21 protein-coding genes are annotated in these 22,676 nt (G+C 69.7%); 3 read left to right on the forward strand and 18 right to left on the reverse strand.

Going from position 1 to position 22,676, the window contains the following annotated elements:
* Positions 1 to 6: 6 nt before the first annotated feature.
* The 11 genes from nuoK to BG418_RS26560 form a co-directional block, all read right to left on the reverse strand.
* The gene (nuoK, locus tag BG418_RS26510; RefSeq protein ID WP_067163047.1) at positions 7 to 306 is read right to left on the reverse strand and encodes an NADH-quinone oxidoreductase subunit NuoK; all 300 of its coding nucleotides are present in this window, start codon (positions 304 to 306) and stop codon (positions 7 to 9) included.
* The gene (locus BG418_RS26515) at positions 303 to 1,115 is read right to left on the reverse strand and encodes an NADH-quinone oxidoreductase subunit J (RefSeq protein ID WP_188276601.1); all 813 of its coding nucleotides are present in this window, start codon (positions 1,113 to 1,115) and stop codon (positions 303 to 305) included. Before BG418_RS26515 ends, nuoK begins: the two co-directional genes overlap by 4 nt.
* Positions 1,115 to 1,837, reverse strand: a complete 723-nt coding sequence (gene nuoI / locus BG418_RS26520; RefSeq protein WP_223185370.1) for an NADH-quinone oxidoreductase subunit NuoI — start codon at positions 1,835 to 1,837, stop codon at positions 1,115 to 1,117. Before nuoI ends, BG418_RS26515 begins: the two co-directional genes overlap by 1 nt.
* Positions 1,761 to 3,080 carry an NADH-quinone oxidoreductase subunit NuoH gene (gene nuoH, locus BG418_RS26525; protein WP_223185496.1) on the reverse strand — a complete coding sequence of 440 codons (1,320 nt, stop codon included), beginning with the start codon at positions 3,078 to 3,080 and terminating at the stop codon, positions 1,761 to 1,763. Before nuoH ends, nuoI begins: the two co-directional genes overlap by 77 nt.
* A gap of 97 nt (positions 3,081 to 3,177) precedes the next feature.
* Positions 3,178 to 5,679, reverse strand: coding sequence for an NADH-quinone oxidoreductase subunit G (locus tag BG418_RS26530; protein ID WP_188276464.1), 2,502 nt, complete (start codon positions 5,677 to 5,679; stop codon positions 3,178 to 3,180).
* Entirely contained in the window at positions 5,676 to 7,046 is a 1,371-nt protein-coding gene (gene nuoF / locus BG418_RS26535) for an NADH-quinone oxidoreductase subunit NuoF (protein ID WP_188276465.1), read from the reverse strand. Before nuoF ends, BG418_RS26530 begins: the two co-directional genes overlap by 4 nt.
* Positions 7,046 to 7,858 (reverse strand): NADH-quinone oxidoreductase subunit NuoE, encoded by an 813-nt coding sequence (nuoE, locus tag BG418_RS26540; protein ID WP_188276602.1) that lies wholly within the window; start codon positions 7,856 to 7,858, stop codon positions 7,046 to 7,048. The genes nuoF and nuoE overlap by 1 nt, the downstream gene beginning before the upstream one ends.
* A 26-nt stretch (positions 7,859 to 7,884) precedes the next feature.
* On the reverse strand, positions 7,885 to 9,228 hold the full coding sequence (locus BG418_RS26545; RefSeq protein ID WP_188276466.1) for an NADH-quinone oxidoreductase subunit D: 1,344 nt from the start codon (positions 9,226 to 9,228) through the stop codon (positions 7,885 to 7,887).
* Positions 9,228 to 9,977, reverse strand: a complete 750-nt coding sequence (locus BG418_RS26550; RefSeq protein WP_188276467.1) for an NADH-quinone oxidoreductase subunit C — start codon at positions 9,975 to 9,977, stop codon at positions 9,228 to 9,230. Before BG418_RS26550 ends, BG418_RS26545 begins: the two co-directional genes overlap by 1 nt.
* Positions 9,974 to 10,528 (reverse strand): NADH-quinone oxidoreductase subunit B family protein, encoded by a 555-nt coding sequence (locus tag BG418_RS26555; RefSeq protein WP_006382209.1) that lies wholly within the window; start codon positions 10,526 to 10,528, stop codon positions 9,974 to 9,976. The genes BG418_RS26550 and BG418_RS26555 overlap by 4 nt, the downstream gene beginning before the upstream one ends.
* A 17-nt stretch (positions 10,529 to 10,545) precedes the next feature.
* Positions 10,546 to 10,905: an NADH-quinone oxidoreductase subunit A gene (locus BG418_RS26560; RefSeq protein WP_007383963.1), complete on the reverse strand. Its 360-nt coding sequence runs from the start codon at positions 10,903 to 10,905 to the stop codon at positions 10,546 to 10,548.
* An 817-nt stretch (positions 10,906 to 11,722) separates the two neighbouring features.
* Between BG418_RS26560 and BG418_RS26565 the strand changes: the two genes are divergently transcribed.
* Positions 11,723 to 12,541 carry a C40 family peptidase gene (locus tag BG418_RS26565; protein WP_188276468.1) on the forward strand — a complete coding sequence of 273 codons (819 nt, stop codon included), beginning with the start codon at positions 11,723 to 11,725 and terminating at the stop codon, positions 12,539 to 12,541.
* A 155-nt stretch (positions 12,542 to 12,696) separates the two neighbouring features.
* On the opposite strand, the gene BG418_RS26570 is transcribed toward BG418_RS26565, so the two are convergent.
* Positions 12,697 to 13,983 (reverse strand): geranylgeranyl reductase family protein, encoded by a 1,287-nt coding sequence (locus tag BG418_RS26570; protein ID WP_188276469.1) that lies wholly within the window; start codon positions 13,981 to 13,983, stop codon positions 12,697 to 12,699.
* 101 nt (positions 13,984 to 14,084) lie between these two features.
* Between BG418_RS26570 and BG418_RS26575 the strand changes: the two genes are divergently transcribed.
* On the forward strand, positions 14,085 to 14,633 hold the full coding sequence (locus BG418_RS26575; RefSeq protein WP_188276470.1) for a GNAT family N-acetyltransferase: 549 nt from the start codon (positions 14,085 to 14,087) through the stop codon (positions 14,631 to 14,633).
* Between the two features lie 261 nt (positions 14,634 to 14,894).
* On the opposite strand, the gene BG418_RS26580 is transcribed toward BG418_RS26575, so the two are convergent.
* From BG418_RS26580 to BG418_RS26600, 5 genes are all read right to left on the reverse strand, one after another.
* Positions 14,895 to 15,806 (reverse strand): glutaminase, encoded by a 912-nt coding sequence (locus BG418_RS26580; protein WP_188276471.1) that lies wholly within the window; start codon positions 15,804 to 15,806, stop codon positions 14,895 to 14,897.
* 21 nt (positions 15,807 to 15,827) lie between these two features.
* Positions 15,828 to 16,523, reverse strand: a complete 696-nt coding sequence (locus tag BG418_RS26585; protein ID WP_188276472.1) for a demethylmenaquinone methyltransferase — start codon at positions 16,521 to 16,523, stop codon at positions 15,828 to 15,830.
* A 267-nt stretch (positions 16,524 to 16,790) separates the two neighbouring features.
* Complete coding sequence (locus BG418_RS26590) at positions 16,791 to 17,330, reverse strand: imidazolonepropionase-like domain-containing protein (RefSeq protein WP_188276473.1); 540 nt, start codon at positions 17,328 to 17,330, stop codon at positions 16,791 to 16,793.
* Between the two features lie 7 nt (positions 17,331 to 17,337).
* Positions 17,338 to 18,537 (reverse strand): cyclic dehypoxanthinyl futalosine synthase, encoded by a 1,200-nt coding sequence (gene mqnC, locus BG418_RS26595; protein WP_188276474.1) that lies wholly within the window; start codon positions 18,535 to 18,537, stop codon positions 17,338 to 17,340.
* A gap of 145 nt (positions 18,538 to 18,682) precedes the next feature.
* Entirely contained in the window at positions 18,683 to 20,404 is a 1,722-nt protein-coding gene (locus BG418_RS26600) for a serine/threonine-protein kinase (RefSeq protein ID WP_188276475.1), read from the reverse strand.
* A gap of 251 nt (positions 20,405 to 20,655) precedes the next feature.
* Between BG418_RS26600 and BG418_RS26605 the strand changes: the two genes are divergently transcribed.
* Positions 20,656 to 21,696, forward strand: coding sequence for an esterase family protein (locus BG418_RS26605; protein ID WP_188276476.1), 1,041 nt, complete (start codon positions 20,656 to 20,658; stop codon positions 21,694 to 21,696).
* An 18-nt stretch (positions 21,697 to 21,714) separates the two neighbouring features.
* Here BG418_RS26605 and BG418_RS26610 read toward each other — a convergent pair whose 3' ends face one another.
* Complete coding sequence (locus BG418_RS26610; RefSeq protein WP_188276477.1) at positions 21,715 to 22,563, reverse strand: menaquinone biosynthetic enzyme MqnA/MqnD family protein; 849 nt, start codon at positions 22,561 to 22,563, stop codon at positions 21,715 to 21,717.
* Positions 22,564 to 22,676 lie beyond the last annotated feature (113 nt).

Genomic DNA, 22,676 nt, shown 5'->3' on the forward strand with positions numbered 1-22,676 from the left:
GACCCCTTACAGCTTCATCAGGCTGGCGTCGTCGACCGAGGCCGAGTGGCGGGAACGGAAGAGCGACACGATGATCGCGAGCCCGACGACGACCTCCGCGGCGGCGACGACCATCGTGAAGAACGCGATGATCTGGCCGTCGAGGTTGCCGTGCATCCGGGAGAAGACCACGAACGCCAGGTTGCAGGCGTTGAGCATCAGCTCCACGCACATGAAGACCACGATCGCGTTCCGCCTGATCAGCACCCCGGCCGCGCCGATGGTGAACAACAGGGCGGACAGATACAGGTAGTTGACGGGGTTCACTTCGCGGCCTCCTCTTCCCGGCCCAGACGCTCGGCGGAGCGCTGCTCCAGCGCCTTGAGGTCACTCAGCGCCTCGCTGGACACATCGCGGATCTGACCCCGGCCGCGCAGCGTCTGGTTGACGGTGAGCTCGGAGGTCGTGCCGTCGGGCAGCAGGCCCGCGACGTCCACCGCGTTGTGCCGGGCGTAGACGCCGGGGGCGGGCAGCGGCGGCAGGTGCTTGCCCTCGCGCACACGCTCCTCGGAGCGCTCGCGCTGGGTCTTGGCGCGCTCGGTGCGCTCGCGGTGCGTGAGCACCATCGCGCCGACCGCCGAGGTGATCAGCAGGGCGCCGGTGATTTCGAAGGCGAACACGTACTTGGTGAAGATGAGGGTGGCCAGACCCTCCACGTTGCCGTTCGAGTTGGCCTGGGAGAGGCCGTCGAAGTGCTTCAGGGAGGCGTTGGCGAGGCCCGCGATCAGGAGCACTCCGAAGCCGAGCCCGCAGACCGCGGCCCAGATCCGCTGCCCCTTGATGGTCTCCTTCAGCGAGTCGGCGGCTGTGACGCCGACCAGCATGACGACGAAGAGGAAGAGCATCATGATCGCGCCGGTGTAGACGACGACCTGGACGATGCCCAGGAAGTACGCCCCGTTGGCGAGGTAGAAGACCGCCAGGATGATCATGGTCCCGGCGAGCGACAGCGCGCTGTGCACGGCCTTCTTCATCAGTACGGTGCCCAGCGCGCCGATGACGGCGACCGTGCCCAGCACCCAGAACTGGAAGGCCTCCCCGGTGGAGGTGGTCGTGGCGGAGACGGCGAGCTGCATCACGCGTCCACCTCCTCGGGCTGCTCCCCGTTGGCGGACCCGGCGGGCTGCTCGCCCCGGGAGACGGCGACCTGGCGGACCGTGCCGGGCGCGGCCTCGGTGACCAGGCCCCGGTAGTAGTCGCCCTCCGTCATGCCCGGGTAGATGGCGTGCGGCGAGTCGACCATGCCCTCTTCGAGCCCGGCGAGCAGCTGCTCCTTGGTGTAGATCAGGTTCGCGCGGCTGGTGTCGGCCAGTTCGAACTCGTTGGTCATCGTCAGCGCGCGCGTGGGGCACGCCTCGATGCACAGCCCGCACAGGATGCAGCGGGCGTAGTTGATCTGGTAGACGATGCCGTACCGCTCGCCCGGCGAGTAGCGCTCCTCGTCCTTGTTTTCCGCGCCCTCCACATAGATCGCGTCGGCGGGACAGGCCCAGGCGCACAGCTCGCAGCCGACGCACTTCTCCAGGCCGTCCGGATGCCGGTTCAGCTGGTGGCGCCCGTGGAAGCGGGGGGCCGTGGTCTTCTGCTGTTCCGGGTACTGCTCGGTCAGCCGCTTCTTGAACATGGCCTTGAAGGTCACGCCGAAGCCGGCCACCGGGTTCAGGAACTTGCCCTCGGACGAACCCTCGGGCTCCCCCGAAGTCCCTTCCGGTTCCGATGACTTAGACACCCTCGTCCTCCCTTCCGTCACGGTCACTCTCAGTATCGGACCCACCACTGACAACGAGCTCCCGCTCATGCCTCGGGCGTCGCCTGGGCACGGGTGGAAGGGTCTGTCCGGGCAGTGGTGGCACCGGGAATCCGCCCGCCATCGGGTCGAAGGCGGCGGGCTCCTCCTCCGGTTCCTCGGCCTTGCGGCCCCGGAAGACATCGGCGACCAGGGAGATCAGCAGGACGGCGACGACCGCGCCCCCGACGTACAGCACGATCTTGGAGAAGTCGTGGCCGTCGTTGCGCAGCGCCCGCACGGTCGCGACCAGCATCAGCCAGACGACCGAGACCGGGATGAGGACCTTCCAGCCGAGCTTCATCAGCTGGTCGTAGCGGACGCGGGGCAGCGTGCCGCGCAGCCAGATGAAGAAGAAGAGCAGCAGCTGGACCTTGATGACGAACCAGAGCATCGGCCACCAGCCGTGGTTGGCGCCCTCCCAGAAGGTGGAGATGGGCCATGGGGCCCGCCAGCCGCCCAGGAAGAGGGTGGTCGACACCGCCGAGACGGTGACCATGTTGACGTACTCGGCCAGCATGAACAGCGCGAACTTGATCGACGAGTACTCGGTGTTGAAGCCGCCGACCAGGTCGCCCTCGGACTCCGGCATGTCGAAGGGGGCGCGGTTGGTCTCGCCCACCATCGTGACGACGTAGATGATGAAGGAGACCGGCAGCAGCACGATGTACCAGCGGTCGTGCTGCTGGGCGACGATCTGCGAGGTCGACATCGACCCCGAGTAGAGGAAGACCGAGGCGAACGCCGCACCCATCGCGATCTCGTACGAGATCATCTGCGCGCAACTGCGGAGCCCGCCGAGCAGCGGGTACGTCGAGCCGGACGACCAGCCCGCGAGCACGATCCCGTAGATGCCGACCGAGGCGCACGCGAGGATGTAGAGCATCGCGATCGGCAGGTCGGTGAGCTGCATCGTGGTGCGGTGGCCGAAGATCGAGACCTCGTTGCCGGACGGCCCGAAGGGGATCACGGCGATCGCCATGAACGCCGGGATCGCGGCGACGATCGGGGCCAGGACGTAGACCACCTTGTCGGCCCGCTTGACGATGACGTCTTCCTTCAGCATCAGTTTGATGCCGTCGGCGAGCGACTGGAGCATGCCCCACGGACCGTGCCGGTTGGGGCCGATGCGCAGCTGCATCCAGGCGACGACCTTGCGCTCCCAGACGATCGAGAACAGCACGGTCACCATCAGGAACGCGAAGCAGAACACGGCCTTGAGGGCGATGAGCCACCAGGGGTCGCGGCCGAACATCGAGAGGTCCTCGGCCGCGAGGAAGGTCGGGGTCACGCTCGCACCTCCGGTACGTGGACGGCGGCGCCCGGTGCCGCGGGGCGGACGGGGAAGTCGGTCACGGCTGCACCTCCGGTGCGGCGGTGGCGGCGTCCTGCGCCGCCGGGCCGATACGGACGACCTGGCCCGGGACCGCGCCCGTGTCCGCGAGGACGCCGCCGCCGGTCGAGTTGAGCGGCAGCCACACCACCCGGTCGGGCATCTCGGTGACCTTCAGGGGCAGTTGGAGCGCGCCCGCGCTGCCGCTCACCCGAAGGAGGTCGCCGTCCTTGACGCCGGTCTCGGCCGCCGTCGCCGCCGAGAGCCGGGCGACGGCCGCGTGCCGGGTCCCGGCCAGCGCCTCGTCGCCCTCCTGGAGGGTGCCGTGGTCGAGCAGCAGCCGGTGGCCCGCCAGGACCGCCTCGCCCTCACCGGGCCGGGGCAGCGGCAGGGCCGTCTCCAGCGGCTCGGTGGCGCGCGGCCCGTCCCAGTGGCCCAGGCGCTGCAACTCCGCGCGCGCGGAGCGGTTGTCCGGCAGCGCGAAGTGCACATCCATGGCGTCCGCCAGCATGTGCAGCACGCGCGCGTCGGTGGGCGGCAGGCGCCGGGTCATCTGCTCGGGCTTGAGCGCGGCCTCGAACATCCGCGCCCGGCCTTCCCAGTTGAGGAAGAAGCCGGACTTCTCGGCGACGGCCGCGACCGGGAAGACCACGTCCGCGTGCTCGGTGACCATGCTCGGGCGCAGCTCCAGAGACACGACGAACGCCCCGGCGAGCGCTTCACGCGCGCGTGAAGCGTCCGGCAGATCGGCCGGGTCGACGCCCGCGACGAGCAGCGCCCCGAGCTCCCCGGTGGCCGCGGCCTCCACGATCTGGCCGGTGTCCCGCCCGAAGCGGTGCGGGAGTTCGCGTACGCCCCAGACGGCGGCGACCTCTTCACGCGCGCGTGGATCGGTCGACGGACGCCCGCCCGGCAGCAGCGCCGCCAGGGCACCCGCCTCAAGCGCGCCCCGCTCACCGGCCCGGCGCGGGATCCACGCAAGCTCCGCGCCGGTCGCGGCGGCGGCCCGTACGGCCGCGGTCAGCGCGCCCGGGACGGCCGCGAGGCGTTCGCCGACGACGATGACGGAGCCGGTGGCCCGCAGCGCCTCGGCGGCGGCCGAGCCGTCGCCGTCCAGGCCGACCCCGCCCGCCAGCGCGTCCAGCCACTCGGTCTCGGTCCCGGGGGCGGCGGGCAGCAGCGTGCCGCCCGCCTTCTCCAGGCCCCGGGTGAGGTGGGTGGCGAGCGAGAAGGTGCGCTGGCCGTGCTTGCGCCAGGCCTTGCGCAGCCGCAGGAAGACGCCCGGCGCCTCCTCCTCGGCCTCGAACCCGACGAGCAGCACCGCCGGCGCCTTCTCCAGCGCGGTGTACGTGACGCCCTCGCCGGTGAGATGGCCGCGCCCGGCGACCTTCGCCGCCAGAAAGTCGGCCTCCTCGGCGGAGTGCACGCGCGCGCGGAAGTCGATGTCGTTGGTGTCGAGGGCGATCCGCGCGAACTTGGCGTACGCGTAGGAGTCCTCGACGGTCAGCCGTCCGCCGGTGAGCACCCCGGCCCGGCCCCGGGCCGCCATCAGCCCGGTCGCGGCCGCCTCCAGCGCCTCGGGCCAGGAGGCGGGCCTCAGCTCACCGTCGTCGTCGCGGACAAGGGGCGTCGTCAGACGGTTCGGCTGCTGCGCGTACCGGAAGGCGAACCGGCCCTTGTCGCACAGCCATTCCTCGTTGACCTCGGGCTCGTTGGCCGCGAGCCGCCGCATGACCTTGCCGCGCCGGTGGTCGGTACGGGTCGCGCAGCCGCCCGCGCAGTGCTCGCACACCGACGGCGACGACACCAGGTCGAACGGGCGGGAGCGGAACCGGTACGCCGCCGAGGTCAGCGCGCCGACCGGGCAGATCTGGATGGTGTTCCCGGAGAAGTACGACTCGAACGGGTCGCCCTCGCCGGTGCCGACCTGCTGGAGCGCGCCGCGCTCCAGCAGCTCGATCATCGGGTCGCCCGCGATCTGCTCGGAGAACCGGGTGCACCGCGCGCACAGCACGCACCGCTCGCGGTCGAGCAGCACCTGCGTGGAGATCGCCACCGGCTTCTCGTACGTACGCTTCTTGCCCTCGAAGCGGGTGTCCGGGTCGCCGACCTGCATCGCCTGGTTCTGCAGCGGGCACTCGCCGCCCTTGTCGCAGACCGGGCAGTCCAGCGGGTGGTTGATGAGCAGCAGCTCCATCACCCCGCGCTGGGACTTCTCGGCGACCGGCGAGGTCAGCTGCGACTTCACCACCATGCCGTCGGTGCAGGTGATGGTGCAGGACGCCATCGGCTTGCGCTGGCCCTCCACCTCCACGATGCACTGGCGGCAGGCGCCGACCGGGTCGAGCAGCGGGTGGTCGCAGAACCGGGGGATCTCGATGCCGAGCTTCTCGGCGGCCCGGATCACCAACGTGCCCTTGGGGACGCTGATCTCTACGCCGTCGATGGTCAGCGAGACCAGGTCCTCGGGCGGCACCGCCGCCTCTCCGCCGCCGGAGGGAGCGCCAGTGGTCACCGTCATGCGTTCACCTCCGTGGTGCGGTGGGGGCCGTCGGCCCACAGGGTCGACCTGGCCGGGTCGAAGGGGCAGCCCTTGCCGGTGATGTGCTGCACGTACTCCTCGCGGAAGTACTTGAGCGAGGAGAAGATCGGGGCCGCGGCGCCGTCGCCGAGCGCGCAGAACGACTTGCCGTTGATGTTGTCGGCGATGTCGGAGAGCTTGTCGAGGTCGCCCATCGCGCCCTTGCCGGCCTCGATGTCGCGCAGCAACTGCACCAGCCAGTACGTGCCTTCGCGGCACGGCGTGCACTTGCCGCAGGACTCGTGGGCGTAGAACTCGGTCCAGCGGGTGACCGCCCGCACCACGCAGGTCGTCTCGTCGAAGCACTGCAGGGCCTTGGTGCCCAGCATCGAGCCGGCCGCGCCGACGCCCTCGTAGTCCAGCGGCACGTCCAGGTGCTCGTCGGTGAACATCGGGGTCGAAGAGCCGCCCGGGGTCCAGAACTTGAGCCGGTGGCCCGGGCGCATCCCGCCGCTCATGTCGAGGAGCTGGCGCAGCGTGATCCCGAGCGGGGCCTCGAACTGGCCGGGGTTGGCGACATGCCCGCTGAGCGAATACAGCGTGAAGCCCGGGGACTTCTCGCTTCCCATCGACTTGAACCAGTCTTTTCCTCGATTGAGGATCGCGGGAACGCTGGCGATGGACTCGACGTTATTGACAACAGTGGGGCACGCGTAGAGACCGGCGACCGCAGGGAAAGGAGGACGCAGCCGGGGCTGACCGCGACGGCCTTCCAAGGAGTCCAGCAGGGCGGTCTCTTCACCGCAGATGTACGCGCCCGCGCCCGCGTGCACGGTGATGTCGAGGTCGATTCCGCTGCCGAGGATGTCCTTGCCGAGGTAGCCCGCCGCGTAGGCCTCCCGCACGGCCTCGTGCAGCCTCCGCAGTACGGGGACGACCTCCCCGCGCAGATAGATGAACGCATGCGACGACCTGATCGCGTAACAGGCGATCACCATGCCCTCGATGAGGCTATGCGGGTTGGCGAACAGGAGCGGGATGTCCTTGCAGGTCCCGGGCTCCGATTCGTCGGCGTTGACAACTAGATAGTGCGGCTTGCCATCACCCTGCGGGATGAACTGCCACTTCATGCCCGTCGGGAACCCCGCGCCGCCACGGCCGCGCAGACCGGAGTCCTTCACATACGCGATGAGGTCGTCCGGTGACATGGCCAGCGCCTTGCGCAGCCCCTCATAGCCGTCGTGCCGACGGTAGGTCTCCAGGGTCCAGGATTCGGGCTGGTCCCAGAAGGCCGACAGCACGGGTGCCAGCAGCTTCTCGGAGCTGCTTCCGTTCCCGTTCCCACTCAGTTCGGCTGCCAAGGTCATCACTCCCCCTCCTCGTCGACCGGGCCCGCCGGGTGTGCGGGGTCGGACGCAGAGGTCTGGTGCGGTGCGTCGTGCGAGCTCAAGTGCTGGGAACCGGGCTGGGGTTCGTCGCGGGGGCCCTCGCCACGGGGGTGGACCACGCGTGCGTGCGGGGCCTCGCCCCGGGCCAGGCGCAGGCCCACCAGTGAGGCCGGGCCCGCGCCCCCGCTCGCCGCGACGGCGCCGGGGCGCTCGTCGGGGAAGCCGGCCAGGATCCGGGCCGTCTCCTTGTAGGTGCACAGGGGCGCGCCCCGGGTCGGCTCCACCGGCCTGCCCGCGCGCAGGTCGTCGACGAGGCGCTTGGCGGACTCTGGGGTCTGGTTGTCGAAGAACTCCCAGTTGACCATCACCACGGGCGCGAAGTCGCAGGCGGCGTTGCACTCGATGTGTTCGAGGGTGACCTTGCCGTCGGCGGTCGTCTCGTCGTTGCCGACGCCGAGATGGCGCTTGAGCTCGTCGAAGATGGCGTCCCCGCCCATCACCGCGCACAGGGTGTTGGTGCAGACGCCGACCTGGTAGTCGCCGGAGGACTTGCGCCGGTACATCGTGTAGAAGGTGGCCACCGCGGTGACCTCGGCGGTGGTCAGGTCCAGCATCTCGGCGCAGAAGCGCATCCCGGTGCGGGTGACGTGCCCCTCCTCCGACTGCACGAGGTGCAGCAGCGGCAGCAGCGCGGAACGGCTGTCGGGGTAGCGGGAGATGACGTCCTTGGCGTCCGCCTCCAGCCGGGCCCGGACGTCGGCCGGGAAGTCGGGCGCGGGCAGCTGGGGCATGCCCAGGCTCGTCGGGGTGCTCTCGGTCACCGGTCGACGCCTCCCATCACGGGGTCGATGGACGCCACGGCCACGATGACGTCGGCGACCTGGCCGCCCTCGCACATCGCCGCCATGGCCTGGAGATTGGTGAACGACGGGTCGCGGAAGTGGACCCGGTAGGGGCGGGTGCCCCCGTCGCTGACGACATGCACCCCGAGCTCGCCCTTGGGCGACTCGACGGCCGCGTACGCCTGTCCGACGGGGACCCGGAAGCCCTCGGTGACCAGCTTGAAGTGGTGGATCAGGGACTCCATGGAGGTGCCCATGATCTTCTTGATGTGGTCCAGGGAGTTGCCGAGTCCGTCCGGGCCGAGCGCGAGCTGGGCGGGCCAGGCGATCTTCTTGTCGGCGACCATGACCGGCCCGGGCTCAAGCCGGTCCAGGCACTGCTCGACGATCCGGAGCGACTGGCGCATCTCCTCCAGGCGGACCAGGAAGCGGCCGTAGGAGTCGCAGGAGTCGGCGGTGGGGACGTCGAAGTCGTAGGTCTCGTAGCCGCAGTACGGATCGGTGCGGCGCAGATCGTGCGGCAGGCCCGCGGAGCGGAGGATCGGTCCGGTCGCGCCGAGCGCCATGCAGCCGGTCAGGTCGAGGTAACCGACGTCCTGCATACGGGCCTTGAAGATGGGGTTGCCGGTGGCGAGCTTGTCGTACTCCGGCAGGTTCTTCTTCATGGTCTTCACGAACTCGCGGAGCTGGTCCACCGCGCCCGGGGGCAGGTCCTGGGCGAGTCCGCCCGGCCGGATGAACGCGTGGTTCATCCGCAGGCCGGTGATCAGCTCGAAGACGTCGAGAATGAGTTCACGATCGCGGAAGCCGTAGATCATGATCGTGGTGGCGCCGAGTTCCATGCCGCCGGTGGCGATGCAGACCAGGTGCGAGGAGAGCCGGTTGAGCTCCATCAGCAGGACCCGCAGGACCGAGGCACGGTCCGGGATCTGGTCGGTGATGCCGAGCAGCTTCTCCACGCCCAGGCAGTACGCCGTCTCGTTGAAGAACGGCGTCAGATAGTCCATGCGCGTGACGAAGGTGGTGCCCTGCGTCCAGGTGCGGAATTCGAGGTTCTTCTCGATGCCGGTGTGCAGATAGCCGATGCCGCAGCGGGCCTCGGTGACCGTCTCGCCGTCGATCTCCAGGATGAGTCGGAGCACGCCGTGGGTGGAGGGGTGCTGGGGGCCCATGTTGACGACGATGCGCTCGTCGTCGGCGCGGGCCGCGGTCTGGACGACCTCGTCCCAGTCGCCGCCTGTGACTGTATATACAGTCCCCTCGGTGGTCTCCCGGGCGGAGGCGGCCGAAGCGCGGGGAGCTTCGCTGGACGTGTTCATCAGCTGTACGACCTCCGCTGGTCCGGAGCCGGGATCTGGGCGCCCTTGTACTCGACGGGAATGCCGCCGAGGGGGTAGTCCTTGCGCTGCGGGAAGCCCTGCCAGTCGTCCGGCATCATGATCCGGGTGAGGGCGGGGTGGCCGTCGAAGACCAGGCCGAAGAAGTCGTAGGTCTCGCGCTCGTGCCAGTCGTTGGTCGGATAGACCGCGACCAGGGACGGCACATGCGGGTCGCTGTCCGGGGCGGTGACTTCGAGCCGGATCAGCCGGCCGTGGGTGAGCGAGCGCAGATGGTAGACGGCGTGCAGCTCGCGGCCCTTGTCGCCCGGGAAGTGGACGCCGCTGACGCCCGTACAGAGCTCGAAGCGCAGGGCCGGGTCGTCGCGCAGGGTGCGGGCCACCTGGACGAGGTGCTCGCGCGCGATGTGGAAGGTGAGCTCGTCGCGGTCGACGACGGTCTTCTCGATGGCGTTGCCGGGGAGCAGGTCCTGCTCCTCCAGGGCGCCTTCGAGTTCGTCGGCCACCTCGTCGAACCAGCCGCCGTACGGGCGGGAGGCGGCGCCGGGCAGGGCCACGGTGCGCACCAGGCCGCCGTAGCCGCTGGTGTCGCCACCGTTCGCGGCACCGAACATGCCCTTGCGTACGCCGATGACGTCGCCGGTGTCCTCGCGCTGGGCGGGGAGAGAGCCGTTCTGGCCGGGGGGCTCTGGAGTCTCCGGCGTCTCGGGGGTCTTGGGAGTGTCGCTCACCGCAGCAGCCCCTTCATCTCGATGGTGGGGAGCGCCTTGAGGGCGGCTTCCTCGGCCTCGCGGGCCGCTTCCTCCGCGTTCACACCGAGCTTGGAGCTCTGGATCTTCTGGTGGAGCTTGAGGATCGCGTCGATGAGCATCTCGGGCCGGGGCGGGCAACCGGGCAAATAGATGTCGACCGGAACGATATGGTCGACACCCTGCACAATCGCGTAATTGTTGAACATTCCGCCCGAGGATGCGCAAACGCCCATGGAGATGACCCACTTGGGGTTGGGCATCTGGTCGTAGACCTGCCGCAGGACCGGCGCCATCTTCTGACTGACCCGGCCCGCCACGATCATCAGGTCGGCCTGGCGCGGCGAGCCGCGGAAGACCTCCATGCCGAAGCGGGCCAGGTCGTAGCGGCCCGCCCCCGTCGTCATCATCTCGATGGCACAGCAGGCCAGGCCGAAGGTGGCGGGGAAGACGGACGCCTTGCGCACCCAGCCCGCGGCCTGTTCGACGGTGGTCAGCAGAAACCCGCTCGGCAGTTTCTCTTCGAGTCCCATAGGTGCCCCTCAGCCCCTCAGTCCCATTCCAGGCCGCCGCGCCGCCACACATACGCGTAGGCGACGAAGACGGTGAGCACGAAGAGCAGCATCTCCACGAGCCCGAAGACCCCCAGGGCGTCGAACGTGACGGCCCAGGGGTAGAGGAAGACGATCTCGATGTCGAAGACGATGAAGAGCATCGCCGTCAGGTAGTACTTGATGGGAAAGCGGCCGCCTCCGGCCGGCGTGGGAGTCGGTTCGATGCCGCACTCGTACGCCTCAAGTTTTGCCCGGTTGTACCTTTTTGGGCCGATAAGCGTGGCCATGACCACGGAGAAGATCGCAAACCCTGCCCCGAGGGCGCCGAGCACGAGGATGGGCGCGTAGGCATTCACGCTCCTCGCTCCTTCCAGTCGTCCTTGACCGTTGGACCGCACAGCGGGCGCCGCTACCACCCCCCTCGCCACGCGAAGTTCGCGTCGCTACGCGAAGATCGCGCACATGTGAGGCAGTTCACAAGCCCGACTGCACCGCATCCTATGCCCGGTGGTCTGTGATCTGCGACACGGGGTACGTCAACGGCTTTGTGATCTCCACCACCTGACGAAGGATCATGAAGTCGGATGAGCAGTGATCTTCACACCCGAAGCGGCCGAGTGATCACAAGGCGTAGCATCCGCCCTTGTTACCGCTGGTCGCAAGGGGTGCGGCACTATCAAGACATGAGCCCTACAGGCAAATTGGCGATGGACTCGTTCGGGTGGTAAAGGATCTCGGCTCACTCATGCGGGTGAAGTGTTCGCCGGAGGGTGGACCTGTGCACGCGTTCACGAACTCCGGATCACGCTCCGGATCGGCTTGAACCGACCCCGGCCGAACCGAAGCGACAAGACGGGTCGACCGGTTCGCCGCCCCATCGATCACGGGCCGGTTACGGGATGGCCGAGGGGCGGCTACGAAGTGACCTGCGTCACACGATTTGGTCACCGAATAAACCGGGCTTGGCCAATGGTGTGAACGGATGGTAGGCGGCAGGCAATTCGGACCTTTTATAAAAACCACATGATCACAGCCATGATCGCGCCTGCCCGGATTGCCCGTTACGGCGTCAATAAAGGTGCAGAGGAAGCGGATTCGTCCCTTCCGAGCACAACTGTGGCGCAGCACACGTTTCTTGAAGGGAACCGTGAACCCCTGATAGCGGTTGTCCTCATGTCCCACACCGCTCACATACCCAGCCACCGGAAGCCCCGCCGAAGCGCCTCGAAGCTCGCGCTCCGGGCCGGAGTTGCCGGTGGCGTCCTCAGCACCCTCGCGGTGGCCGGTGCCACTGGACCGGCGCAGGCCGCCGAGCCGGTGACCGAGACCATCGAGATGCCCACGCTCACGGCCGGGCTCGCCACCACCGCCGCCGCGTCCGCCGAGGCCACCCAGCAGGTCGCCAACGACCTCCAGCTGCAGGCCCAGCAGAACGCGGCCGCCTCCAGCGCCGCCAAGGTCGCCAAGAAGGCCAAGGCCGACGCGGACGCCAAGGCCGAGGCGGAGAAGCAGGCGAAGGCCGAGGCCGACGCCAAGGCGAAGGCCGACGCCTCCGCGCGCGCCTCCCGCTCCTCCGAGCGCACCACGCTCAGCGCGTCGACCGGTGGCAGCAGCTCTACCGTGTCCTCGTCCGCGACCGGCTCCGCCGCGTCCATCGTGGACTTCGCGCTCGCCCAGGTCGGCAAGGCGTACGTCTCGGGTGCCACGGGCTCCAGCGCGTACGACTGCTCGGGCCTCGTGCAGGCCGCGTACCGCACGGTGGGCGTCGACCTGCCGCGCGTCTCGCAGGACCAGTCGGCCACCGGCCGCCAGGTCTCGCTGTCCAACCTGCAGCCCGGCGACATCCTCTACTGGGGCAGCTCCGGCTCCGCGTACCACGTGGCGATCTACGTGGGCGGCGGCAAGTTCGTGGGCGCGCAGAACTCCTCGACCGGTGTGGTCGAGCGCGGTCTGGACTGGGACCAGCCGACGGGCGCGGTCCGCGTTCTCTGACGCGTAGGCACATAGCAGGCAGAACCACACATACAGCTGAGGGCCGTCACCCGCTCGGGGAGTGACGGCCCTCGGCTGTATGCCGGTTGGCGGGGGGTCAGGCCTTCGGAGCCACCTTGGTAAGGCCGGGTCAGTGATGATCCGGCCTTGAATGATCAAGCTTTGGGTGCCACCTTGGAGAGGCCGTTGATGATGCGGTCCATCGCGTCGCCGCCCGTGGGGTCGGTGAGGTTCGCGAGCATCTTCAGCGTGAACTTCATCAGGACCGGGTGCGTGAGACCGCGCTGGGTGGCGATCTTCATGACCTTCGGGTTGCCGATGAGCTTCACGAAGGCGCGGCCGAGCGTGTAGTAGCCGCCGTACGTGTCCTTCAGGATCTTCGGGTAGTTGTGCAGGGCCAGTTCGCGCTGGGCGGGGGTCGCGCGGGCGTGGGCCTGGACGATGACGTCGGCCGCGATCTGGCCGGACTCCATGGCGTACGCGATGCCCTCGCCGTTGAACGGGTTGACCAGGCCGCCCGCGTCACCGACGAGCAGCAGGCCCTTGGTGTAGTGCGGCTGGCGGTTGAAGGCCATGGGGAGGGCGGCGCCGCGGATGGGGCCGGTCATGTTCTCCTCCGTGTAGCCCCAGTCGGCGGGCATGGAGGCGCACCAGGCCTTCAGCACCTCGCGCCAGTCGAGCTCCTTGAAGGAGGCGGAGGTGTTGAGGACGCCGAGGCCGACGTTGGAGGTGCCGTCGCCCATGCCGAAGATCCAGCCGTAGCCGGGCAGCAGCCGGTCCTCGCCCGGGCCGCGCCGGTCCCACAGCTCCAGCCAGGACTCCAGGTAGTCGTCGTCGTGGCGGGGCGACTCGAAGTACGTACGCACCGCGACGCCCATCGGGCGGTCCTCGCGGCGGTGCAGGCCCATCGCGAGGGAGAGACGCGTGGAGTTGCCGTCGGCGGCGACCACGAGCGGCGCGTGGAAGGTGACTTCGGTCTTCTCCTCCCCCAGCTTGGCGTGGACGCCGGTGATACGGCCCGTACGGTCGTCGATGACGGGGCTGCCGACATTGCACCGCTCGTACAGCCGCGCGCCCGCCTTCTGCGCCTGGCGGGCCAGCTGCTCGTCGAAGTCGTCGCGCTTGCGGACGAGTCCGTAGTCGGGGTAGCTGGCGAGGTCCGGCCAGTCCAGCTGGAGGCGGACGCCGCCGCCGATGATCCGCAGGCCCTTGTTGCGCAGCCAGCCGGCCTCTTCGGAGATGTCGATGCCCATCGCCACCAGCTGCTTGGTGGCGCGCGGGGTGAGCCCGTCGCCGCACACCTTCTCGCGCGGGAAGGCGGTCTTCTCCAGCAGCAGTACGTCGAGTCCGGCCTTGGCCAGGTAGTACGCGGTGGTCGACCCGGCGGGGCCGGCCCCGACGACGATCACATCCGCGGTGTGTTCGGAGAGGGGCTCGGTCACAGCGGGTTCTCCCGAAGACTCGATTTTGCGTGCCGGAATGCACAGGACATGTGCAGTCTATGGGTGGCTGTTGATCGACATCGCGAAGGGTTGGCCCCGCCATGAGCTCCACCGACTCCACTGAGTCCACCACTGACTCCGCTCAGGAGACGTCCCTGCCGGTCGTACGGCTGCGGGTGCCGACCGAGGAGGACGCGTACGCGTGGCACGAGGTGTTCGACGATCCGGAGGTCATGGAGTTCCACGGGGGCGCGTCCGCGGAGGTGTCGGTGTACGAGGAGTTGACCGCGCGCCAGCGCAAGCACGACGCGGAGCGGGGGTTCTGTCTGTGGACCCTCCTGGGCGAGGACGACGAGGTCCTCGGCTTCACCGGGGCGCAGCCGTGGCCGCACGCGTGGGGCCCCGTGGGGGAGGTGGAGATCGGGTGGCGGCTCGCCCGTTCGGCGTGGGGCCGGGGCTACGCCACGGCCGCGGCGCGCGTAGCCGTCGACCGGGTGCGTGCCGCCGGGGTCGACCATGTCGTGGCGATGGTCGACGCCCGGAACGCGCGGTCCGTCGCCGTGACGCGGCGGTTGGGGATGACGCTGGCGGAGACGTTCACGACGCCGGTGTCGCAGCGGACGGGGTATCGCTTCCAGCTGTCGCTGTGACGACGGCGGCTTTGGCCGTGCGGTTCGTCGGCGGGCCGGTTTGGGCTGGTCGCGCAGTTCCCCGCGCCCCTGATCTTGCCTGCGGACCGTGTTTGGTTGCTCGCGCAGTTCCTCGCGCCCCTAAACCCCGGTCGATGGGTGTCTTTCGGACAAGTTGAGCCAGCAACCCCCTAGGGGCGCGGGGAACTGCGCGACCGGCCCCCACCGGCCCGCAGGCGAACGGGATCCCTCGGAGAGTTTCGGGAAGGGGCGGGGTGGGGGTCAGAACACCGACAAGCCCGTCAGCGTCGTGAAACGGTCCAGCGCCGCCACGCCCGCGACCGAGTTGCCCCGTGCGTCCAGGCCCGGGCACCACACGCACAGCGTGCAGTGACCCGGGACGACGGCGACGATGCCGCCGCCGACGCCGCTCTTGCCGGGCAGGCCCACCCGGTACGCGAAATCACCCGCCGCGTCATACGTCCCGCAGGTCATCATCACCGCGTTGATCTGCTTCGCCTCGCTACGGGTCAGCAGACGCGAGCCGTCCGCGCGCAGCCCGTGGCGGGCCAGGAAGCGGGCCGCGAGCGCCAAGTCCTCGCAGCTCATCTCGATCGCGCACTGCCAGAAGTAGTGGTCGAGCAGCGTCGGAACGTCGTTGGCGATGTTGCCGTACGAGGCCATGAAGTGCGCGAGCGCGGCGTTGCGGTCGCCATGCGCCGACTCCGACTCGGCGACGTCCGCGTCGAACGCGAGGTCCGGGTTCCCGGTCTCCTCCTTCAGGAACTCCAGGATCTCGCTGCTCGCGTCACCGGTGAGGGTCTGGAGCCGGTCCGTCACGACGAGCGCGCCCGCGTTGATGAACGGATTGCGCGGAATGCCGTTCTCGTACTCCAGTTGTACGAGGGAGTTGAACGGGTTGCCCGACGGCTCGCGGCCGACGTGCTCCCAGAGGCTGTCGCCGCCGCGCGCGAGCGCGAGGGCGAGCGTGAAGACCTTGGTGATCGACTGCGCGGAGAACGGCCGCTGCCAGTCCCCCACTCCGTACACCTTGCCGTCGAGGTCGGCGACGGCCATGCCGAAGCGGGACGGGTCGACGTCCGCGAGGGCGGGGATGTACGCGGCGGGGGTGCCGCTGCCGATGAGCGGCGCGACGTCGTCCGCGATCCGCTCAAGGACGGTCTGGTAGTCCACGGTGGTGTGCTGCCCGCCCGGTTACTGGGGCTTGTAGCCGCGGTGCAGGGCCACGACGCCGCCGGTGAGGTTGCGCCAGGCGACCTTCGACCAGCCGGCCCGCTGGAGCTTCGCGGCGAGCTCGGGCTGGTCGGGCCAGGCGCGGATGGACTCGGCGAGATAGACGTACGCGTCGGGGTTGGACGACACGGCCGTCGCCACCGGGGGCAGCGCGCGCATCAGGTACTCGGTGTAGACCGTACGGAACGGCTTCCAGGTCGGCTGCGAGAACTCGCAGATGACGACGCGGCCGCCGGGGCGGGTGACGCGGAAGAGCTCGCGCAGGGCGGCGTCGGTGTCCTGCACGTTGCGCAGGCCGAAGGAGATGGTGACGGCGTCGAAGGTGTCGTCCTTGAACGGCAGCTTCGTGGCGTCGCCGGCGGTGAGGGGCAGGTGCGGGTGGCGCGCCTTGCCGACCTTCAGCATCCCGATGGAGAAGTCGCACGGGACGACGTACGCGCCGGTCGCGGCGAATGGGAGGGACGACGTGGCCGTGCCCGCCGCGAGGTCGAGGATCTTCTGCGCCGGGCGCGCGTCGACCGCCTTCGCGACCTCCTTGCGCCAGAGGCGGGCCTGGCCGAGGGAGAGCACGTCATTGGTGAGGTCGTAGTTCGCGGCGACGTCGTCGAACATCGAGGCGACTTCGTGCGGCTGCTTGTCCAGGGATGCGCGGGTCACCCCCACATTGTGCCCCCGGGGCTCCGCCCCGCCGCCCACGCCCCCCGTGTTGCCGTGCGGCGTCCCCTACCCCGCCCCTTCCCGAAACTCTCCGAGGGAGCTCTCCGTCTGCGGACCGTGCTGGGTTGCTCGCGCAGTTCCCCGCGCCCCTAAAGATGGGCCCTTCGGGCCCTCCTAGGGGCGCGGGGAACTGCGCGACAAGCCCCCACCGGCGGCCAGCCGAACGACACCCGCCGGAGGCTTTAGGGAAGGGGCGGGGTGGGGGAATCAACGCGCCCGATACACCAGCCGACCATCCAGCACCGTCACCACACACACATCCCCGTCAAAAACCGCAAACCGCGCCGCCCCACCCACCCGCAGCGGCGGCAGGGCAACACCCGCACCAAGGGACGGCGTCCCGGACGGAACAGACCCGGGCAGCACACCCAGCCCCGACCGCCGCACCGCCTCCACCACCACCCGAGACCGCAGCTCCCCCGAAACCGCCACCACCCCGTGCGCCAACAACCGCTGCACCCCCCGCCGAGCACTCCCGCCCCGACGCGCCTCGTCGACCGGGAAGTCCGGGGACAGGATCGGCTCGGTGCCCAGCGCGGAAGCCTCGCGCGGATCCGGGTGATACGCCCGCTCCAGCAGCTCCGCCCCGTACGGATTGACCAGCCCGGGCAGCAGCACACCGGGCCACCGCCGCACCCGCGCCCCCGGATACGCCGCCACCAGCTCCGGATACGGCCCGATCGCGGCCACCAGCGCGCCCTCGACCACCACCGCATCCCCCACCGAAGGGGCGTGAATCGTCAGCATGCGCAGGCTAGTTGGAGGCCAGCAGCTTCAGCTCGGGGTGGGCGGTGCCGCCCTCGATCGCCGTCGACGAGATGTGGGACATGACCCGCTCGTCGACCGGGTCGTTCGCCGGGTCGTCGTGGACCAGCAGGTGCTCGTACGTCGTCGCCCGCTGCGCCGGCACGCGCCCCGCCTTGCGGATCAGCTCGATGATCTCCATGCGGTTGGAGCGGTGCTTGGCGCCCGCCGAGGAGACGACGTTCTCCTCCAGCATGATCGAGCCCAGGTCGTCCGCGCCGTAGTGCAGCGACAGCTGGCCCGCCTCCTTGCCGACGGTCAGCCAGGAGCCCTGGATGTGGGCGACGTTGTCGAGGAAGAGCCGCGCGATCGAGATCATCCGCAGGTACTCGAAGACGCTCGCCTGCGTACGGCCCTTGAGGTGGTTGTTCTCGGGCTGGTACGTGTACGGGATGAAGGCCCGGAAGCCGCCCGTCCGGTCCTGGACGTCGCGGATCATCCGCAGGTGCTCGATGCGCTCGGCGTTCGTCTCGCCGGTGCCCATCAGCATCGTGGACGTCGACTCGACGCCGAGGCCGTGCGCCGCCTCCATGATCTCCAGCCAGCGCTCACCGCTCTCCTTGAGCGGCGCGATCGCCTTGCGCGGCCGCTCGGGCAGCAGTTCGGCGCCCGCGCCCGCGAAGGAGTCGAGACCGGCCGCGTGGATACGGGTGATGGCCTCCTCGACCGTCACCCCGGAGATACGGGCCATGTGCTCGACCTCGGACGCGCCGAGGGAGTGGATGACCAGCTGCGGGAAGGCCTGCTTGATGGCGCTGAAGTGCTTCTCGTAGTACTCGACGCCGTAGTCCGGGTGGTGGCCGCCCTGGAACATGATCTGGGTGCCACCCAGTTCGACGGTCTCCGCGCAGCGGCGCAGGATGTCGTCGAGGTCGCGCGTCCAGCCCTTCTTGGTGTCCTTGGGGGCCGCGTAGAAGGCGCAGAACTTGCACGCCGTGACGCACACGTTGGTGTAGTTGATGTTGCGCTCGATGATGTACGTCGCGATGTGCTCGGTCCCGGCGTACCGGCGGCGGCGCACCGCGTCGGCGGCGGCGCCCAGCGCGTGCAGCGGGGCGGAGCGGTAGAGGTCGAGGGCCTCTTCGGGGGTGATGCGTCCACCCGCCGCGGCACGGTCGAGGACGGACTGAAGCTCGGCCTTCTCAGTCACCGGAGTGTCCCTTTCGGCGGGGTTCGGACGGACCGCGCCAGCCTACGCCAGCACGGTTGCCCCGCCTCGGTCCGGGTGGCGGGCGGGCCACCCGCGCCCCCGGTCCGGCCGCCGGGCGCACGCCGGGTGACCCCACCGCGCGCCCCTACTTCTTCACCAGCGTCGCGTACGGCTTGCCCGCGCCCTCCTCCTGGGATTCGTACTTGAGGGTGCCGTCCGCGTTGCGCGTGAAGACCAGCGTGGCCGTGCCGCTGGTGCACAGGCCCGCCGTCCCCGGCTTGGCCGGGTCCGTACGTTCCTCGATCGTCACCTTGTCCGCCGTGCCGGACACGAGCTTGCCGACGCCGAAGCACTCCACGGTCGTACCGATGACGGTGATCTTCGACGAGGAGTGCAGCACGTCCTCGCCCTTGGCTCCCGCCGTGAACACCGCCGTCAGATCGCCGTGCGGCTGCCCGGTCGTGGACTCCGTCATCGGGCCCTGCCAGGTTCCGATGAACGCCTGCGGCAGCGCGGACACCGTCGGCCCGCCGGTCCCGCCGGGAGACGACCCCGGAGGCACGGGCGAGGACGCCGAGCCACTGGACTTCGCGCCGCTGTCGCCGCCTCCCGGCAACAGGTCGAACATGAACGCGCTCCCGACCGTCACCGCCGCCAGCGCACCCGCGACCGCGAGCGCCACCGTGCAGCTGATCCGCCGCCCCCGCCCCCGTTCCCCCGGCTCGACCGCCGTACCGACGGAGAGCGAGACCCGGGGCAGCGCGGCGGGCGGCTCGGGCGTACGCGGCCCGGGCACGGCATCGGCGACGCCCGCACCCGTACTACTGGCGGCCCCGTTCCCGTACGTATAAGAGCCACCGCTCTGCGCGACCGGCGCAGCCGCCCCGTACGACGCGTCCGGCGGACCGAACACCCCCACCGAGGGGCTGGTGAACGCCACCGGACCCGAGATATCCGGGGCCGGCGCCTCCGGTTCCAGATCCAGCAGCCGTACCGCCGACCGGCTCACCTCCTCCACCAGCGCGCCCGGCAGCCAGCCGGTGGCGACCAGGGCGGCGGCGCCGGCCGGGGCCAGGGCGCGGGCGAGTTCGGCGGGAACCGGGCGGTCCGGCGCCGACTTGGCCAGGCACGCGGCCACCGCCGCCCGCAGCTCGCCGCCGAGTCCGCCGCCCAGCTCCGGCTCCTCGTGCACCACCTTGTAGAGGAGGGCGGCCGAGGAGTCGCCCGGGAACGGCGGCGCACCCGTGGCCGCGTACGCGAGCACCGCGCCCAGCGAGAACACATCGGCCGCCCCGGTGACCCCCTTGCCCAGGATCTGCTCGGGCGACATATAGCCCGGCGAACCGATCGACACACCTGACGCGGTGAGCGAGGCCGTGCCGTCCGTGGCGCGGGCGATACCGAAGTCGATCAGCCGGGGCCCGTCCAGCGTGAGCAGCACATTGGAGGGCTTCACATCCCGGTGGACGAGACCAAGCGCGTGTACCGCAGCCAGCGCCTCCGCGAGCCCGGCGCCGAGCGCGCGCACCGCGTGCTCGGGCAGCGGGCCGTGCGCGGTGACCGCCTGGGCGAGCGAGGGGCCCGCGACATAGCCGGTGGCCACCCACGGGACGGCCGCTTCGGGGTCGGCGTCGAGGACCGGCGCGGTCCAGGCCCCGCCGACCCGCCGGGCCGCCTCCACCTCGTGGCGGAAGCGGGCCCGGAACTGCTCGTCGAGCGCGAAGTGCGGGTGGACGACCTTCACCGCGACCGTACGGCCGCCGGCGCTGCGGCCCAGATAGACGCGGCCCATGCCGCCCGCGCCGAGTCTGCCGAGCAGACGGTAGGCGCCGATGGTGCGCGGTTCGTCCGCTTCGAGCGGCTGCATCGCGATCTGCTCCCCCAAGGCGACAGGACCGGGCGACAGGCCCGGGACGAAATACCCTGGCCGACCGGCCCGGGCCGTCAAGTACGGTCGAACAGCAGCGTAGAGCGCGACGTGGGCGGGATCACTGACTCGTGTCGGATCCGAGACGTACGGCGACGAACCGTATCGAACGAATGGTCGTCTCTCCCTGCGGAGATCGCACGAGAAACGCACACTTGGCCTGTAAGCGACAAAACACCTCGGAGCACCGTATGAATCGCCGTCCCGCCGCGCTGATAGCCGCCGCCGTCCTCGGCTCGGTCGTGCTGGTCACCGGCTGCTCGGACGAGAGCAAGCCGGTCAGCTTCGACAGCCCGAGCGCCCAGTCGGCTGCGCCCAAGAGCGGCAGCAAGGCGCCCCAGACGCCGCAGGACAAGAACGCCTCCGAGGTCAGCGCCAAGACGCTGCTGCCGACCGGCCCCAAGGCCGAGTTCACCACGCAGAACACCCTTGAGGACGGCACCAAGATCGGCGTGACCACACTGCACGGCAAGAAGTCGGGCTTCACCGGCAAGGTGTGGGTGTGGGCGCCGAAGCAGTACTTCGACCCCAAGTACGCCCAGAGCGGCTTCCCGGTCCTCATCGCGCTGCCGGGAGGAAACGGTTACCCCAAGAACTACTGGATGGGCACCGACCTCAAGCTGCAGAGCAGCATCACCGAGTGGTCGAAGGAGGGCAAGAGCGTCCCGTTCGTCGTGGTGATGCCGGTCCTCAACCCGGACGCGAAGTACTACTACGACGGCAGCGACATCCCGGGCCACCCCAAGATGGGCACCTGGATGACCGAGGACGTGCCGGACTTCGTGAAGGCGAACTTCCGCACCTTCAAGTCCCGTGACGGCTGGGCGTTCATGGGCTCGTCCTCCGGCGGCTTCGTCGGCCTGAAGTCGGTGCTCAAGCGCCCCGACCAGTTCCGGGCCGTGATCGCCTCGGGCCCCGACACCGTGCCGGACTCGCCGCTGTGGGCCGGCCACGAGGCCGAGAAGCAGGCGAACAACCCGGAGAAGCTCGCCCAGCAGCTGATCGACACCAACGGCCCCGAGGTCGACCTCGCCTTCCAGATAGGCACCAAGGAAGGCGGCATGGCGAACCTGAAGGGGTTCATCGACCGCTACGGCAAGGGCCCGGTCAAGACCCATCTCCAGGTCATCCAGGGCGGCAAGCACAACGCCCACACGTACATCAAGGGAATGGGCGACGGGACCATGCAGTGGATCAGCCAGCACCTGATGGCCCCGATCCCGTCGTCCTGACCCACGGAATCCAGGCGATTACGCGCCGAGCAGCGCGACCGCCACGTCCGCCGGGAACCCGGTGGTCGGACCGGTCCGGCGGGCGAACTCCCGTACGCCCTCCAGCTGCGCGGCGCCGAACCGGAAGTCCAGCGTCGTGAAGTAGCGCTCCAGGAGCTCCGCGTCGAAGACCTCCCAGCGGGCGGCCTGCTCGGCGACCTTGGTGACCTCCTCCAGGGAGAGGTCACGGGAGGCCAGGAACGCCTCGTGGACCTCGCGCACCATCGCGGGCTGGCGGGCCAGGTAGTCCTTGCGGGTCGCCCACACGGCGAAGACGAACGGCAGGCCCGTCCACTGCTTCCACATGGTGCCGAGGTCGTGGACCTGGAGCCCCAGACGCGGGGCCTCGTGCAGCGAGGCGCGCAGCGCGGCGTCCCCGATCAGCACCGCCGCGTCCGCCTCCTGCATCATCAGGCCGAGGTCGGGCGGGCACGAGTAGTAGTCGGGCTGGACCCCGTAGCGCTCGGCGAGCAGCAGCTGCGCCAGGCGTACGGAGGTGCGCGAGGTGGAGCCGAGGGCGACCCGGGCGCCGTCGAGCCGGTCGAGCGGCACCTGAGAGACGATCACGCAGGACATGACCGGCCCGTCACAACCGACCGCGAGGTCGGGAAACGCCACCAGGTCGTCCGCGTTGCGCAGGAACTCCACGAGGGTGATCGGGGCGATGTCCAGATCGCCGCGGACCAGCTGCTCGCTGAGCTTCTCGGGACTGTCCTTGGTGAGTTCGAGGTCAAGGAGGGTGCCCGTACGGGCGAGGCCCCAGTACAGCGGCAGACAGTTGAGGAACTGGATGTGCCCGACCCGTGGCCGGGTGGTTGTTTGGTCCACATCGCGAGACTAGACCTGTCCGGTTTGTCCAGCTACGGCGGGTCTCTCCGTCGGCGCGCGAAGGGCTTCTTCGTCAGCGCATCAAGGGGTCGTCAAACGTCCGGGTGACGTGA

The organism is Streptomyces sp. CBMA152, assembly GCF_014596475.1.
In the GTDB taxonomy this organism is placed as follows: domain Bacteria; phylum Actinomycetota; class Actinomycetes; order Streptomycetales; family Streptomycetaceae; genus Streptomyces.